This is a genomic window from Nocardia sp. NPDC003979 (assembly GCF_053605015.1).
The window spans coordinates 416,318-431,568 of record NZ_JBSGIJ010000004.1; the positions used below are offsets into that span (position 1 = coordinate 416,318).

General features: G+C 67.8%; 16 protein-coding genes. 9 read left to right on the forward strand and 7 right to left on the reverse strand.

Translation table 11 applies throughout. The features are described 5' to 3' along the window. Positions 1-160: 160 nt before the first annotated feature. The 3 genes from ACWEVR_RS11635 to ligD all read left to right on the forward strand — a co-directional run bounded on the left by ACWEVR_RS11635 (position 161) and on the right by ligD (position 2,724). A complete protein-coding gene (locus tag ACWEVR_RS11635) occupies positions 161-526 on the forward strand; it encodes a cold-shock protein (protein WP_378671354.1) in 366 nt (121 codons plus the stop codon). Between the two features lie 123 nt (positions 527-649). Next, positions 650-1,729 carry an ATP-dependent DNA ligase gene (locus tag ACWEVR_RS11640; RefSeq protein ID WP_208115386.1) on the forward strand — a complete coding sequence of 360 codons (1,080 nt, stop codon included), beginning with the start codon at positions 650-652 and terminating at the stop codon, positions 1,727-1,729. Then, entirely contained in the window at positions 1,726-2,724 is a 999-nt protein-coding gene (ligD, locus tag ACWEVR_RS11645) for a non-homologous end-joining DNA ligase (RefSeq protein ID WP_452466867.1), read from the forward strand. The genes ACWEVR_RS11640 and ligD overlap by 4 nt, the downstream gene beginning before the upstream one ends. A gap of 1 nt (position 2,725) precedes the next feature. Here the strand turns inward: ligD and ACWEVR_RS11650 are convergent, their stop codons facing one another. Then, positions 2,726-3,424, reverse strand: coding sequence for a hypothetical protein (locus ACWEVR_RS11650; protein WP_452466868.1), 699 nt, complete (start codon positions 3,422-3,424; stop codon positions 2,726-2,728). Between the two features lie 126 nt (positions 3,425-3,550). After that, positions 3,551-4,096, reverse strand: coding sequence for a TetR/AcrR family transcriptional regulator (locus ACWEVR_RS11655; protein WP_452466869.1), 546 nt, complete (start codon positions 4,094-4,096; stop codon positions 3,551-3,553). Positions 4,097-4,330: 234 nt separating this feature from the next. Here ACWEVR_RS11655 and ACWEVR_RS11660 point away from each other — a divergent pair, with 234 nt between their 5' ends. Together ACWEVR_RS11660 and ACWEVR_RS11665 are read left to right on the forward strand one after the other, a co-directional pair. Then, positions 4,331-5,761, forward strand: a complete 1,431-nt coding sequence (locus ACWEVR_RS11660; protein ID WP_452466870.1) for an SDR family NAD(P)-dependent oxidoreductase — start codon at positions 4,331-4,333, stop codon at positions 5,759-5,761. A gap of 71 nt (positions 5,762-5,832) precedes the next feature. Further along, positions 5,833-6,207, forward strand: coding sequence for a DUF2784 domain-containing protein (locus ACWEVR_RS11665; RefSeq protein ID WP_067638773.1), 375 nt, complete (start codon positions 5,833-5,835; stop codon positions 6,205-6,207). Here ACWEVR_RS11665 and ACWEVR_RS11670 read toward each other — a convergent pair. Continuing rightward, positions 6,188-6,934: a thioesterase II family protein gene (locus ACWEVR_RS11670; protein WP_452466871.1), complete on the reverse strand. Its 747-nt coding sequence runs from the start codon at positions 6,932-6,934 to the stop codon at positions 6,188-6,190. The two genes, ACWEVR_RS11665 and ACWEVR_RS11670, sit on opposite strands and share 20 nt — an antisense overlap. Before the next feature lie 21 nt (positions 6,935-6,955). Further along, positions 6,956-7,525 carry a TetR family transcriptional regulator gene (locus ACWEVR_RS11675; protein ID WP_452466872.1) on the reverse strand — a complete coding sequence of 190 codons (570 nt, stop codon included), beginning with the start codon at positions 7,523-7,525 and terminating at the stop codon, positions 6,956-6,958. Positions 7,526-7,634: 109 nt separating this feature from the next. On the opposite strand from ACWEVR_RS11675, the gene ACWEVR_RS11680 reads away from it, so the two are divergent. The 3 genes from ACWEVR_RS11680 to ACWEVR_RS11690 are packed head-to-tail and all read left to right on the forward strand — an operon-like array spanning position 7,635 to position 10,798. Further along, positions 7,635-8,846, forward strand: coding sequence for an FAD-dependent monooxygenase (locus ACWEVR_RS11680; RefSeq protein WP_452466873.1), 1,212 nt, complete (start codon positions 7,635-7,637; stop codon positions 8,844-8,846). A gap of 27 nt (positions 8,847-8,873) precedes the next feature. Then, complete coding sequence (locus ACWEVR_RS11685; RefSeq protein WP_452466874.1) at positions 8,874-9,914, forward strand: nucleoside hydrolase; 1,041 nt, start codon at positions 8,874-8,876, stop codon at positions 9,912-9,914. After that, complete coding sequence (locus ACWEVR_RS11690) at positions 9,911-10,798, forward strand: amidohydrolase family protein (RefSeq protein ID WP_452466875.1); 888 nt, start codon at positions 9,911-9,913, stop codon at positions 10,796-10,798. Before ACWEVR_RS11685 ends, ACWEVR_RS11690 begins: the two co-directional genes overlap by 4 nt. A 36-nt stretch (positions 10,799-10,834) precedes the next feature. Here ACWEVR_RS11690 and ACWEVR_RS11695 read toward each other — a convergent pair whose 3' ends face one another. From ACWEVR_RS11695 to ACWEVR_RS11705, 3 genes are all read right to left on the reverse strand, one after another. Further along, positions 10,835-11,467 (reverse strand): NAD(P)-dependent oxidoreductase, encoded by a 633-nt coding sequence (locus ACWEVR_RS11695; protein WP_452466876.1) that lies wholly within the window; start codon positions 11,465-11,467, stop codon positions 10,835-10,837. 94 nt (positions 11,468-11,561) lie between these two features. Beyond that, complete coding sequence (locus ACWEVR_RS11700; protein ID WP_452466877.1) at positions 11,562-12,191, reverse strand: response regulator; 630 nt, start codon at positions 12,189-12,191, stop codon at positions 11,562-11,564. After that, positions 12,188-13,330: a sensor histidine kinase gene (locus ACWEVR_RS11705; RefSeq protein WP_452466878.1), complete on the reverse strand. Its 1,143-nt coding sequence runs from the start codon at positions 13,328-13,330 to the stop codon at positions 12,188-12,190. Before ACWEVR_RS11705 ends, ACWEVR_RS11700 begins: the two co-directional genes overlap by 4 nt. Positions 13,331-13,750: 420 nt before the next feature. On the opposite strand from ACWEVR_RS11705, the gene ACWEVR_RS11710 reads away from it, so the two are divergent. Next, entirely contained in the window at positions 13,751-15,247 is a 1,497-nt protein-coding gene (locus ACWEVR_RS11710) for a multicopper oxidase family protein (protein ID WP_452466879.1), read from the forward strand. Positions 15,248-15,251: the final 4 nt, after the last annotated feature.

The window sequence follows — 15,251 nt, forward strand, 5'->3', positions numbered from 1 at the left end:
CGATGTGAACAAACAGTTACCGCATCGTGACCGGGCCTGGGCCACCCCGCACCGGGCCGTCGCCGACTATCCACTTTCCGGAGAAAACACCCAAAAGCCGCGTTAGAGTGGGCGACGGGAAAGCGGAGCGAGGAGCTGGTCGGTGTCTGTCGGGAAATTGGTGTCTTTCGATGGTTCGCGGGGTTTCGGTTTCATCCGCCCCGAAGACGGTGGGCCCGATGTGTTCGTCCACGTCAACGACATCGGTCTCGACGAGGACGAACTGCGCCAGGGCAGGCTTTTCGAATTCGAGGTCACCGAGGGCGATCGCGGTCCCAAAGCCGTCAACCTGACCGCCGCCGGGCACAGTGCCCCGACCGGCCGCAGCCGCAAGGGCGGCGGCGAACGACTCGGTTCCGAGGAAATGCGCAGGCAGATCACCGAACTCCTGCTCGAGGCGTCGCCCGCCCTCACCGCCGCCGAGATCATCACCATTCGCGACCGGTTCACCACCTTCGCCGACGAACACGGCTGGCTCGACAGCTGATCCGAACGCGCTGATCACGCTCCGCGTGTGTGTCGGTCCCCCGGCCTACGATCGCAAGGCAGCGATTAATCGCGTGCGCTCGCGACGTCGATACGGGTGACAGGAACCCGCGAGGAGGATCGGATGGATCTACCGGTGATGCCGCCAGTGCGCCCGATGCTGGCCAAGTCCACACCGTCGCTGCCCCGCGAACCCGGGCTGAGCTACGAACCCAAATGGGACGGCTTCCGCTGCATCGTCTTCCGCGACGGCGACGAACTCGAACTGGGTTCGCGCAATGATCGTCCGCTCACCCGATATTTCCCCGAATTGGTCGATCTGCTCAAAGCGGCACTGCCCCAACGGTGTGTGATCGACGGCGAGATCGTGGTGGTCACCGAGAACGGATTGGATTTCGACACACTGCAGCAGCGCCTGCATCCGGCAGCGTCGCGGGTGAACAAGCTCGCCGTCGAGACCCCGGCCAGTTTCGTCGCCTTCGACCTGCTCGCCAACGGCGATCGCGATCTCACCTGTGAACCGTTCTCCGAACGCCGCCGGGAACTGGAGACGCTGCTGCAAGCCGCTCCCGGCCGCATTCATCTCACCCCCATCACCCAGGACCCGGACACGGCTCAGGACTGGTTCACCCGGTTCGAGGGCGCGGGTTTCGACGGAGTGATGGCCAAGGCCGACGACCTGGCGTACATGCAGGACAAACGGGTGATGCTCAAGATCAAACACGAACGCACCGCCGATTGCGTGGTCGCCGGATACCGGATGCACAAGGACGGCGAAGGGGTCGGCTCGCTGCTTCTCGGACTCTTCGACGACAAGGGCAACCTGCACCACGTGGGTGTCGCATCGAGTTTCACCGCCGCCCGGCGCCGCGAATTGCTCGGTGAGCTGGCGCCGTTACGCGAGAACGCGCTGGTGGACCATCCGTGGCGCGACTGGGCCGACGCGGTGGCCCAGGCCAATGCCGACGGCAAGATGCCCGGCGGGGTGAGCCGGTGGACCGGCGGCAAGGACCTGTCGTGGGAACCGTTGCGGCCCGAACTGGTCGCCGAGGTGCGCTACGAACACGTGCAGTCGGGGCGGTTCCGGCACGGCGGGCGGCTGGTCCGGTTCCGGCCCGACCGCACGCCCGAATCGTGCACATACGCCCAGCTCGACGAGGTGGCCCCGGCCGAACTCGACGCGATCTTCGGGGTGCGGTCATGAGCGCGGGAGTCGAGATCGAGGTCGACGGTCGCACGCTGACCATCAGTCATCCCGACAAGGTGTACTTCAGCAAACGCGGTGAGACGAAGCTCGACCTGGTGCGCTACTACCAGGCCGTGGCCGAACCCCTGCTCGGCGTCATCGGTGACCGGCCGCTGCTGCTCGAACGCTATCCCGACGGTGCCTCCGGCAAATCGTGGTTCCAGAAGCGGGTCCCCAAGACCGCGCCGGACTGGTTGCAGACCGTCGAGGTCACCACACCGAACGGCACCACGAGCGACGCGCTGGTCGCCCACGACCTGGCGCACGTGCTGTGGGCGGTGAACCAGGGCTGTCTCGGGTTCCACGTCTGGCCCAACCACGTTGCCGACCTGCGGATCGCCGACGAACTCCGCATCGACCTCGACCCCTCGCCCGGCATCACCTTCGATGATCTGCGCGGCGCCGCCGTGCGCACCCGTGAACTGCTCGCCGAACTCGGTATCGACGCCCTCGTCAAGACATCCGGCTCACGCGGCCTGCACATCTACGCGATGCTCGAACCCCGCTGGGACGGTTACCAGGTGCGGGCCGCGGCCGTGGCCCTGGCACGCGAACTCGAGCGCCGCTTCCCCGAGGAGATCACCGCCCAGTGGTGGAAGGAGGAACGCGGCAGCCGGGTCTTCGTCGACTACAACCAGAACGCACCACACAAAACCGTGTTCGGCGCCTGGTCCGTGCGCCCCAAGGTGGGTGGTCAGGTGTCCACTCCGATCGCCTGGGACGAACTCGACACCGTGGTCCCCGACGAACTCACCCTCGCCACCGTCCCCACCCGACTGAGCGAACGCGGCGACCCCTGGGCCGACCGCACCCCGCAGTCGATCGAACCGCTCCTCACCATGTCGGACAAGGACATGGCCGCAGGCCTGATGGACGCCCCCTGGCCACCTCAATACCCGAAAATGCCCAACGAACCACCCCGCGTCCAGCCGAGCCGAGCGAAGAAGGACTGACCTACTCGGTCCAGGGGACCCAGCTGCCGGTGCCCGCTTTGCCTTCGCAGACCAGGGCGTGGTTGTCGGTGGTACGGCCGGTTTTGTCGACCGACGGGTCGCAGGGCTCGCCTTCGGTGTAGTAGGAGCCTGCTACGCGGTGCGGGCCGGACCAGGTGTGGCCGTTGTCGGAGCGCAGGCACAGCAGGGTGGCGCCGTCGGCGGCGACGCCGAGCAGGCCGACTTGTTCGGCCTGGCAGGGTGTGCCTTTTTGCACCACACTCGCCGCGGGCTGGCTCAGGACCGGGGTGGATCCGACCGAAGGCGGGGCACCGACCGACGGCACCGCCTCGGTGGTGGTCACCGCGACCGGTGTCGTTGCCGCCTTGCTCGCCAACGCGGGCATCTCGAGTTCCAGCCCGCCGAAGAGCACCATTCCGGCCACCGCCACCGCGGCGACCTCGGCGATGCCGAGCAGCAGCGCGAGCATCGCGATCCCCCGCCCACGCGGATGCCCGTACGACAGCAGCGCGAAGACGATGGCGATCGGGAACAGCAGGACGAGGGCCGCGGCCAGCGCCACCATCGCGTAGGGATTCACCCGTGGCTGGTCGTCGCGCGCGGAGTCCTCCGGGGTGGCGTGCGGCCAGCGCTGACCGTTCCAGCGCCGGTCCTCGAACTCCTCATCGGGGTCGTCGTTCCACTGCTCGTATCGTGCCATCAACCCCGGGTCCCTCTCGATCTCCCCGGCCGCGGAAACGAAACAGCGTGCGGCGCGGGGTTACGCGAAGAGGATAGGGACTCGTGGGCCGCCGGGTAGCGCAACGGGGAAAGAGTGGGCTAACTCCTAATCGGCCGGGGACGACTTTACATGGGGGATCGTGCGATCGATGAGGGTGAGCAGGGTGTCGGTGAGCAGTCGGTGCACCTGGGGGCGGGTGAGTGTGCCACGGGTAAGCCATTCTCGCCCGGCCACTTTCACCATGCCCGCATAGGAAACGACCAGTGCGCGCAATTGTGCATCGTCTGCCATATCGGAGCGGCCGATCATCAGCAGCATGCGTTCGGCGGCTGCGTCGTCGGCCTCGTCGAGGATCTGCTGGACCTCCGGGTCGTCGCCCACGCCTTCGTGGCTGGTCACCTTCACCCAGGTGCTGCCGTGCTCGGCGATGGTGTCGAGCAACCACGACACGATCGCATCGACTCGTTCGACCGGGGTGCCCTGCGGGATGGACACCTTCTCGAGGCGGGGCAACGTCACCATCCGCCGGACAACGGCCAGGTAGAGGTCGCGCTTGTTGCCGAAGTAGTGGTTGATGAGCCCGCGCGCGACCCCGGCACGCTGGGCGAGTTCCGCGGTCGACACCGCCGCGTACGGGCGTTCACCGAACATCTCGATGGCACATGCCAAAATTTGCGCCCGACGCTCGTCGGGTTCGAGCCGGCGCCTGCGCGGCGGGTCTGCTGTGTCGGTGTCGAACGGGGAAATCGGGGTGCTCCGTCGGGTTCTGCGGCCGCCGCAGGGTTGCGGAGGCGGTGCACAACGATACCCAGCGGGTCCGTCGCACGGCTAATGAGACAATATTTCCGACCACCGCTCCCGCACGAAGGAATGCCGCACTCCCCGATGACCGAGAAGACGATCGATCCGGACGAGTTGGCAACCTGCCTGCGGGTACTCGAACAAGCCGGGCAGCTGGAAAAGGAACACCCCGATTCGATCGCGGTGCAGCGCGCGGTGGGCCACATGTTCAAAAAGCTCAAGCAGCGCCGCCGGATCGAGGCACGACAGCAGGTCGCCGAAGCCGACCGGGCGGTGATCGCCGCGACCGCGACCGGTTCGCCGCAGCGCATCGACGACGAGACCGCGGGCATCCCGATCAAGTCCGCCGCCGACGGCGAAACCGCGGGAACGCTCGTGCGGGCACGCCCCTGCTACATCTGCAAGCAGCGCTACACCCAGGTCGACGCCTTCTATCACCAGCTGTGCCCCGAGTGCGCGGCGTCGAGCCACGCCAAACGCGACGCCCGCACCGACCTGTCCGGCAAGCGTGCGCTGCTCACCGGTGGCCGCGCCAAGATCGGCATGTACATCGCGCTGCGACTGCTGCGCGACGGCGCCCACACCACCATCACCACCCGGTTCCCCAACGACGCGATCCGCCGTTTCGCCGCGATGGAGGACAGCGCCGACTGGCTGCACCGGCTGCGCATCGTCGGGATCGACCTGCGTGACCCGGCCCAGGTGGTCGCCCTCGCCGATGATGTCGCGGCCCAGGGCCCGCTCGACATCCTGATCAACAACGCCGCCCAGACCGTTCGCCGTTCGGCCGGCGCCTACAGCGCGCTCGTCGAGGCCGAGTCCGCGCCGCTGCCCGTCGGCATGCTGCCGGAGATGGTCACGTTCGGCAAGACGATGCAGGCGCATCCGACCGCGCTCACCGCCTCGCTCACGCCGTCGCTGTCCGCCGTGGACGTGGCCGAACTGGCCCTGGTCGCGGGCTCGGCGACGCCGGAGCGGATCGCGGCAGGCGTGGCCATCGACGCCGGTGGGCTCGTGCCCGATCTGGCCCACACCAACAGCTGGGTGCAGACCGTCGGCGAGGTGGACGCCACCGAACTGCTCGAGGTGCAGCTGTGCAATTCGGTGGCGCCGTTCATCCTGGTGTCGCGGCTGCGTCCGTCGATGGCGGCAGCGCCGGGCAGGCGCAAGTACGTGGTGAACGTGTCGGCGATGGAGGGCCAGTTCAGCCGCGGCTACAAGGGCCCCGGCCACCCGCACACGAATATGGCCAAGGCCGCGTTGAACATGCTCACCCGCACCAGCGCGCTGGAGATGTTCGAGTCCGATTCGATCCTGATGACCGCGGTCGACACCGGGTGGATCACCGACGAACGTCCGCACTACACCAAGGTCCGCCTGGCCGAGGAAGGCTTCCACGCTCCCCTCGATCTGGTCGACGGCGCCGCCCGCGTCTACGACCCGATCGTGCAGGGCGAGAACGGCGTCGACCTCTACGGGTGCTTCCTGAAGGACTACCGGCCGTCACCCTGGTGATCACCTGGTCGATGCCGAACCGGAATGTTGATCATGATTCCGATCGGCGGGCGGCCGCTTAATCTGGATATGTGCCGTTCCGGGTGTTGGCCGATCTGATCGCCGTCACCCACGTCGCGTTCATCGCGTACGTGGTCGCCGGCGGTTTCGTGGCGTGGCGGTGGCCGCGCACCATCGGGGCTCACCTGCTCGCCGCATCCTGGGGTTTCGGCACCATCCTCATCGGTTTCGACTGTCCCCTGACCTACGCCGAGAACTGGGCCCGCGCTCGTGCGGGCGTTGCCGGCCTCCCCGAAGCCGGCTTCATCGACCACTACCTCACCGGCGTGATCTATCCCGACAGCGCCCTCGGACTGGTCCGGGCGGTGGCCGCGACCGCCGTCCTGGTCTCCTGGCTGGGCTACCTGCGCCTGCACCACCGCTCGGTCACGTCAGACACCGCGTGATCTGCTCGGCGACCGCCCCGGGCTCGTCGTCGAAGTAGAAGTGCCCGCCGGGGAAGGTGTGCAGGCTGAACGGTCCATCGGTGATCGTCTGCCACTGCTCGGCCTGAGTTCGGCTCGTGGTGGGATCCTCGGTGCTGACGAAGGCGGCCACCGGGCAATCGAGCACCGGGCCCGGCCGGTGACGATAGGTCTCGACCGCCTGGTAGTCGGCGCGGACAGCGGGCAGAACCAGGTCGGCCAGGCCCGGCTCGGTGCGCAGCAATCGCACCGGCGCCGGATCGGCGGCCAGGCGCTCCAGGTTGTCGATGAGGTCGGCGTCGGAGGCTTTGTGCAGAAGTCCCGTCTCGACGAAATCCGGTGCGGGACGGCCGGAGACGATCAGTTCCCGCACCGGTTGCCCGCCTGCCGCGAGCCGCCGCGCCACCTCGTAGGCGACGGTGGCGCCCATGCTGTGACCGAACAGGGCGCGCGGAGCCGGTGGCTGCCGCAGCAGATCGGCGGCGATGCGGTCGGCCAGCTCGTGCAGGTCGGTGATGAGCGGGTCGCCGAGACGGTCCTGGCGCCCCGGGTACTGCGCGGCGAGGACCTCGATGCCGGGACCGAGGTGGCGGGCGATGTCGCGGTAGAAGGCGGCGGACGCACCACCGGGCGGGAGGCAGACCAATTGCCTGCGCCGGGCCGCATCGAGCCGTAGCGCCCGAATCCATTGCGTTGCAGCAGTGTTCACTCGCACTGTTCCCTTTCCCGGTCAGCTGCCCGCGAGGGCGCGCACGGCGGTCGACAGCTGGTCGCCGTCGAGAAGAGTTTCGCCGGGCTTCAACAGCCACAGCACACCGAGGCCCTGCGCGAGGACGAAGTACAGGCGGCCGATGGCTTCGGCCTGCGCTTCGTCCAGGTCGGGATGGGCGGCCCGGAGATCGGCCGCGAGATCACGGTAGGCCTCGTCGAGCTGGTCACCGAGCTGGGAGCGCGCTTCTTCGGAGCGCACGATGCGGACGATGTTCTCGAGGCTGGCCAGCATCGCCTCGTGGTTGTCGGCGAAGACCGCGGGCATGCCGTTCCACAGGCGGGCGAGACCGGACAGCGGTGAGCCGCCCGCACCCTCCTCGATGAGTTCGCGCATCCCCTCGCCCAGCGCGTCGCCGAGCGCCTCACTGAGCGCCTCGGTGACCAGGCGATCCTTGGAGCCGAAGTGGTAGCCGATGGCGGCCAGGCTCACTCCGGCGGCGGCGGCGATATCGCGCGCGGTCGCCTTGGCCACCCCACGCTCCATGATCACTTTGCGCGCCCCGGCCAGCAGATCTTCTCGGTTGCCCATGACGGCGAGACTACCCGACCGTCTTAGACATTTGTACTAGACATTCGTGCAAACCTCTGTTAGACATTGGTCTAAGACATTCGTTCAAATTTTCGAGGCGGGACACACTATGACCTCCACTGCACTGCACGTTCTGGTCGCCGGCGGCGGCATCGCGGGCAATACGGTCGCACTCCAGTTGCTGCGCAAGGGCATTCGCACCACGGTGGTGGAGCGGGCGGCGGCCCCCAGGCCCGGCGGGCAGGCGGTGGATCTGCGCGGACCGAGCAAGGAAGCCGTCGAACGCATGGGGCTGATGGAGGGCATCCGCAAGTACCAGCTCGACGAACGCGGTATGGCCTATGTCGACGGCGACGGTCGCGTCTATGCCCGCATGGCGATGGAGGACTTCGACGGTAAGGGCGCCGTCGCCGACATCGAGATCACCCGTGGAGATCTCAATCAGGTGTTGCTCGACGCGGTCACCGCAGCCGACAACGGTCACCTCGACTACCGCTACGGCGACTGGATCGAACGCGTCGAGCAGGACGACACCGGCGTCGACGTCACCTTCGCCTCGGGTGAGACCGGTCGCTTCGATCTGGTGATCGGCGCCGACGGCGTGCATTCGGCGACCCGCCGCCTGGTGTTCGGCCCGGAAGACCGGTTCGTCACCAACCTCGGCGCCTACGGCGCGTTCTTCACGATGCCGACACCCGCCGACGCCGAACCGGGCTGGTTCGCCATGCGCCTGCTGCCCGGCACGATGGTCGGCATCCGGCCCGACGGCGACCCGGCCACCGCGAAAGCCATCATCATGGTGCGCACCGGTATCGATCCCGCCCTGCGCCGCGACCCCGAAGCCCAACGTTCACTGCTCCGCGAAGCTCTCCGTGACACGGGCTGGCGAGCCCCGGAGATCCTGGCCGCGATGGAGACCACGCCGGACTTCTACTTCGACGACCTCGCCCGCGTCGACGTGCCCGAACTGGCGGTCGGCCGGGTCACACTGGTCGGCGACGCGGGGTATTGCGGTTCTCCGCTGACGGGCATGGGTACCGCGATGGCGATCGTCGGCGGGTACGTGCTGGCCGCCGAGATCGCCGCCACTCCGCACGATCTACCCGCCGCCTTGCGCCGCTACCAGGACACGATCACCCCGTTCCTGGCCAAGGCCAAGGAGATTCCCGGTGGCGGCATCGACATGATGGTGCCGCGCAGTGCCGTGATGACCCGGATGATGCGGGTCAGTGTGCGGCTGCTGACATCGCGGGCGATGCGGCCGATCACCGCGAAGCTGTTCTTCGCCGACAACGAGGACTTCGCCCTGCCGCGCTACTGAGTATGGGCGCCTGGTTACTCTCGAGACGTGGCGCAGCCGATCATCCTCGACGTCGATACCGGGATCGATGACTCCCTGGCCATGCTCTATCTGCTCGCTTCACCGGAGGCCGAGATCCTCGGGATCGCCGCCACGGCGGGCAATGTGCCTGCCGCGCAGGTGGCGGCCAATACGCTCGCCGTACTGGATCTCGGCCGGGCACCCGAGATCGAGGTGGCGCTGGGGGCGGCCGAACCGCTGGCGATACCGCTGCGCACCACCGAGGACACGCACGGTCCGCAAGGGCTGGGGTACGCGGTACTACCGCTGTCGCCACGCGAGGTTTCGGAGCGGTCGGCGGCGCGGATGTGGGTGGAGCTGGCGCGCGCGAATCCGGGTGCGGCGATCGGGTTGTGCACCGGCCCGCTCACCAATCTGGCGCTGGCCTTGCGGATGGAACCCGAGCTTCCCCGACTGTTGCGCAGATTGGTCGTGATGGGTGGGGCGTTCAATCACCCCGGCAATACGACGCCGACCAACGAGTGGAACATCCACGTCGATCCGGAAGCGGCCAAGGAGGTGTTCGACGCCTTCTCCGCCGCGCCGCCGGATCGTCGCCCGCTGGTGTGCGCGCTCGACATCACCGAGAGAATCGAGATGCGGCCCGAGCATCTCGTCCTGCTGGCCGAGGCGGCGGGCAGTACCTCGCCGGATCTGGTCGCGGCGGACCATCCGGTCGAATGGCGTTCGGCCGCGACCAATCCGATCGTGCGGTACCTCACCGACGCGGTGCGTTTCTATTTCGACTTCCACCACCAGTACGACCTGGGGTACCTCGCGCACATGCACGACCCGTTCGCCGCCGCCGTCGCGCTCGATCACACCCTGGCGACCACCCGGCCGGCGACCGTCGACGTCGAGCTGGCGGGCACCATCACCCGGGCCACGACCGTGGCCGACTGGGCGGGCATGTGGGGTCGGGAACCCAACGCCGACATCGTGATCGACACCGACGCGGCCGTGTTCTTCGACCGTCTCGTGACCCGCGTCGGAGCGTTCGCGCGACGCCTGTACCCGGAGCACTCATGACCATCGATACCGTCACCTACCTCGCCGATTTCCGCCGCAGGCTGGAGTTGCCCGCGATCGTCGACGTGCACACCCATTTCATGCCCGATCAGGTGATGCGCAAGGTGTGGGCCTACTTCGACACGGCGGGCCCCCTCACCGGCCGCCCCTGGCCGATCACCTATCGCGACGACGAGCAGGTGCGTCTGAAAACGTTGCGCGACTTCGGTGTTCGGGCATTCACGTCGCTGGTGTACCCGCACAAACCGCGAATGGGCGAGTGGCTCAACGAGTGGACCGCCGAGTTCGCCGCCCGCACCCCCGACTGCCTGCACACTGCCACCTTCTACCCCGAACCCGATGCGCCACGGTATGTGGCCGAGGCGATCGAGCGCGGTGCGCGAATCTTCAAGGTACACATTCAGGTCGGCGCGTTCTCCCCGCTCGACCCACTGCTCGACCCGGTGTGGGCGATCCTCGCCGACACCGGCGTCCCCGTCCTCATCCACTGTGGTTCGGGCCCCGCCCCCGGCGAGTTCACCGGCCCCGCCCCCATCGCCGAACTCCTGCGCCGCTTCCCCACCCTGCGCCTGATCATCGCCCACATGGGCACTCCCGAATACCGCGAATTCCTCGACCTGGCCGAGCGGTACCCCCAGCTCTACCTCGACACCACCATGGTCTGGACCGACTTCACCGAAGCAGGCGCCCGCTTCCCCACCGACCAACGAGATCGCCTCCCCGACTTCGGCCACCGCATCCTCTTCGGCAGCGACTTCCCCAACATCCCTTACCCCTACGCCGAGGCCGTCGCCGCTCTAGAACGCCTCGACCTCGGCCCCGACTGGCTCCGAAAGGTGTGCCACGACAACGCCGTCCACCTGTTCGACCTCGACGCGTCCTAGGCCTTCCGTGTCGAGCACTCGCCCAGGCGATCGCTGCTATCCACCCGCGGCCACTGTGAACCGAGTGCGACGGTGGGCGGGACGCTCGGCTTCGTCGAGCAGTGCCACCGCGAAGTCCTCCATCGAAATCCAGGATCGGCCGTCGGCGTCGACCAGAAGGTCGTCGGCGCCGACCCGGTAGTTGCCCGTGCGCACGCCCGGATTCAGTTCGGCCGGTGGGCTCAGATAGGTCCAGTCGGCAGTCGTGTGCGCGCGGCAAGCCGCCAGTTGCTCCGCGCACGCCTGCGCGATGGCTGCCAATTCCGCGGGGAATCCCGGTGTCTCGTGCAACGTGGTGCCCGCGCCTGGGATCAGCAGCGTTGCCGCGCCGCCGACGACAAGCAGCCGGACACCCCTACGCGCGACGCCGTCGAGCACGGCCGCGGCGACGACCGGCAGTTCCGGTTCATGCCCCGGAGCGGGACGAGTCGCGGCGACCACGACGTCTTGCCCGGTGCTGAGCGCTTCGACCTCGTCCGCGTTCGCGGCATCGCCGATACGCACCCGCACACCGTCGGGCAGATCCACGGCCCGGCGCACGACCGCGGTGACGTCGTGTCCACGTGCGATCGCCTCGGACACCACCCGGCCACCGACCGCTCCGCCCGCCCCGAACACCGTGATACGCATGATCAAACCTCCTGTGTGACAACTCGTCTGCCTGACACAGGAATATATCTCAATGTTGAGCTAATCAATGATGAGGTATCTCACCATTGAGATATCAAGGCAACTTGGAGGCGTAGACCGCGAGGCGGACGCGGTTGTCGGTGCCGGTTTTGTCGAGCAGGTTGGTGATGTGGGTCTTGACGGTGCTCACGCCGAGGTGGAGGCGGTCGGCGATCTCCTGGTTGCCGTGGCCCTCGGCTACCAGACGCAGGACGTCGCGTTCGCGAGGAGTGAGATCGGCTGGGGGCGCCGGTATTTCGGGTGGGGTTGTCAGTGCCCGGGTGACGAGTCTGCGGAGCAGGGCGGGTGAGAAGAGGAGGTCGCCTTCGACGGTGCGGCGGATGGCGTCGAGGAGGACAGTGGGGTCGGTGTCTTTCACGAAATAGCCTGTGGCGCCCGCGGACAGGGCGGGAAACAGGTGTTCGTCGTCGTCGAAGGTGGTCAGTACCAGGACCTTCGCCCGGGCGTCGGTGGCGAGGATCTGCCGCGTGGCACCGATGCCGTCGAGGCCTGGCATGCGCAGGTCCATGATCACCAGGTCGGGACGTAGTTCGGTGTGCAGGCGGACCGCTTCGACGCCGTCGGCGGCCTCACCGGCGACGGTGATGTCGTCGGTGTCCTCGATGAGCATGCGCAGCCCGGCTCGGATCAGTCGTTGGTCGTCGGCGAGTAGTACGCGGATCACTCGTGTCCTCCTCGAGGCCGATCCGGAAGGTGGGCACGCACCACCCAGCGGTGGTCCTCGGCGGTGGCGGTCAGTGTGCCGCCGGCGAGTTCGGTGCGCTCACGCATGCCGACGATGCCGTGGCCGGGCGTTGTCGCGGCATCGTCGGCGCCGCTGACGACCGTCACTATGATGCCGTTGTCGTCGCGGTCGATCGTGAACCGCACCGGTACAGCGTGATTCGCGTGCTTCATCACATTGGTGAGCGATTCCTGTACCAGGCGGAGCAGGGTGAGCCTGCGGATGGCGTCGAGCCCATCCAGGTCACCGACTGTCGACTCGACAGTGAATCCGGCGGCTCGTACGCGTGCGACGGCGGCGTCGATCTCCGCACCGACGGCGTCGGGCTCGACCAGCGCCACCTCCCCCAGCGCGGGATCACGGAGGACCGCGAGCAATCTGCGGATGTCGCCCAACGCGTCGGTCGCGGTGGCCCGGACATCGTCGAGGACCGCCGTGATCCGCGGATCCGCTTGCCGGACAACGTGACCGGCCACCGAGATCCGCAGGATGATCGAGGCCATGTGGTGGGCGACGACGTCGTGGAGTTCCCTGGCCATCGCCGCTCGCTCGTCGAGACGGGTGCGTGCCTCGGCGTCGGCGGCGCGTAGGCGCAGATTGTCGGCCAGTTCGCGTTGCCCACGCAGGTACAACCCCAGCAGCAGCGGCAACCCTACGTAGGCGACGCCTTCGACGAGGGTGGAAGCGCGACCGATGGAGGTGTCGTGCAGCCCGATCCACCCGAGGACTACCGCTGCCGCCCACCCGCCGGTCGCGAGTACGACCGTCAGGCACCGGTCGGTCCGGGCGACGACATCGACCAACGCCACGGCCCCGAGGTACGGCACCAGACCGGCGACACCCCACGCCTCGGTCCGAAACATGGGGACCGCCATAGCTGACAGCACGAGCGACACCGCCAACGGCCACCGACGCCCCACAGCGAACACCACCGCGGCGCTCATCGCGAGCACCCAATAGTGCACAGGCACCCGGAACTGACCCGGGTACGTACTGGCCGCCAGCAGCACCGGGACCACAGCCACCGGCAACCACCGCAGCAGGCGGCGCAGGTCAGGGCGAGCACGCACATCGATCACGCTCCCACCGTATGCGTCGACCGCGGAAGGCCCGACCGCCCGCAACCCCGACACACCGGAGCGTCCGCCGCTGCAGGCTTGCGCGACCGTGGCGTGACGGGCCGTCGATGCCGAGCACCAGGAGTGGCGCTGCGACGTTCGTCCGCCTTTTCCGAAATTCCGACCCAGCGGGAGCTCGCGACATTCTCGGCGGTGCGGTGGTCAGACGCCGCGGACTTCGCGCCGCCGGGATTCGGCTGCGAGCGGCTCCTCGAGCGGGCGGCATCGCCCCTACAAACAGCGAGGATCTTCCTCGACACGCGTAGCAGACCGCAGGAAGGTGCGCAAGGGTCGGGCGGGCGGAATTTCCGGACGGCAGTCGGGCCGGTGGGCTGAGTCGGGCACGGAGGAACCGGGCAAAGCTGGAGGTTCCCCTCAGAGATGGAGTTACCTGTGGTTTCGCGACGAGGCTTCCTCGCCGGCTTGGCTCTTGCCCCGGTCGTGTATGTGGCCGGGTGTTCGGTTCGGCCATCCGTTTCGGCCGCGAACGGCACTCGTCCGCTGCCGATCCCGCCGCTCGCGCCGTCGTCCGTCGGTGCCGACGGTGTCCGGCGGTTCAGCCTGCGCGCCCAGGCGGGCTCGACCGAGATGTTGCACGGGGTCTCGACCCCTACCTGGGGCTACAGCGCATCGGTGCTCGGCCCGACGGTGCGGGCGCGGCGGGGTGAGCGGGTCGAGTTCGCGATCAGCAATGCCTTGTCCGAGGCGACGTCGGTGCATTGGCACGGCATGCACCTGCCCGCGAAGTTCGACGGTGGACCGCATCAGATGATCGCGCCGGGCGCGGTGTGGACGCCGAGCTGGACGGTGCAGCAGCAGGCCGCGACCCTCTGGTATCACCCACATCCGCACGGTGCGACGGAAAAGCATGTGCACCGTGGCCTGTCCGGCTTCTTCCTCATCGATGACGATGCCGCCGATGCCCTGCCCCTACCGAAAGAGTATGGGGTGGACGATATTCCGCTGGTGATCCAGGACCGCCGGTTCACCGCCGACGGCGCGGTGGACGAGTCCGATCCCACCGATGTGGGCCTGCTGGGCGACACCATCGTCACCAACGGCATCGCGGGCGCGCACCTGCGGGTCACCACCGAGCGGGTGCGTTTGCGCGTCCTCAACGGCTCCTCGGGCCGCCTCTACAACCTCGCCCTCGCCGACGGCCGGGCCTTCCACCTGATCGGCACGGACGGCGGCCTGCTGCCCAAACCCGTTGCGCTCGAACAGCTCCAGCTCAGCCCCGGCGAGCGCGCCGAGATCGTGATCGCGCTGCGACCCGGCGAGAACACCACGCTGCGGTCGCTGCCGATCACCGACCGCGCGGGCATCGACCGTGCCGCCGAGTTCGGCTTCGACGACACCTTCGACATCCTCACCCTCCAGGCCGCCGAAACACTGCGCCCCAGCGCGCCACTACCCGCGTCGTTGATCCCTATGACCGCACTCGCCGCTGCGACGACCCCGGCGACACGGTCTTTCGACCTGCAGTGGTTCATGATCAACAACAAGCGCATGGACATGAACCGCATCGACATGACCATCCCCGTGGACACCACCGAGGTCTGGTCGGTGCGCAACAAGGACAACTGGCCGCACAACTTCCACGTCCACGATGTGCAGTTCCAGATCCTCACCGTCGACGGAAACACCCCGCCCCCAGCGCTGTCCGGCTGGAAGGACACCGTCTACACCAGCTCCGGCTCGACCTACACCCTGGCCATGCGCTTCGCCGACCACACCGACCCCACCTACCCCTACATGTTCCACTGCCACCTGCTCCATCACGAGGATCAGGGGATGATGGGTCAATTCCTGATCCTCGCCCCGGGACAGCGGCCGGCGCCGATGCGCATGGACATGGGCGCCATGGGTCACGGCTGACCGA

Bases quoted from the DNA above. Each gene is read 5' to 3' on its own strand.
- ACWEVR_RS11695 (WP_452466876.1), bottom strand. From the start codon at position 11,467: ATGCGTATCACGGTGTTCGGGGCGGGCGGAGCGGTCGGTGGCCGGGTG.
- ACWEVR_RS11690 (WP_452466875.1), top strand. From the start codon at position 9,911: ATGACCATCGATACCGTCACCTACCTCGCCGATTTCCGCCGCAGGCTG.
- ACWEVR_RS11650 (WP_452466868.1), bottom strand. From the start codon at position 3,424: ATGGCACGATACGAGCAGTGGAACGACGACCCCGATGAGGAGTTCGAG.
- ACWEVR_RS11675 (WP_452466872.1), bottom strand. From the start codon at position 7,525: ATGGGCAACCGAGAAGATCTGCTGGCCGGGGCGCGCAAAGTGATCATG.
- ACWEVR_RS11680 (WP_452466873.1), top strand. From the start codon at position 7,635: ATGACCTCCACTGCACTGCACGTTCTGGTCGCCGGCGGCGGCATCGCG.
- ACWEVR_RS11640 (WP_208115386.1), top strand. From the start codon at position 650: ATGGATCTACCGGTGATGCCGCCAGTGCGCCCGATGCTGGCCAAGTCC.
- ACWEVR_RS11660 (WP_452466870.1), top strand. From the start codon at position 4,331: ATGACCGAGAAGACGATCGATCCGGACGAGTTGGCAACCTGCCTGCGG.
- ligD (WP_452466867.1), top strand. From the start codon at position 1,726: ATGAGCGCGGGAGTCGAGATCGAGGTCGACGGTCGCACGCTGACCATC.
- ACWEVR_RS11710 (WP_452466879.1), top strand. From the start codon at position 13,751: ATGGAGTTACCTGTGGTTTCGCGACGAGGCTTCCTCGCCGGCTTGGCT.
- ACWEVR_RS11655 (WP_452466869.1), bottom strand. From the start codon at position 4,096: ATGTTCGGTGAACGCCCGTACGCGGCGGTGTCGACCGCGGAACTCGCC.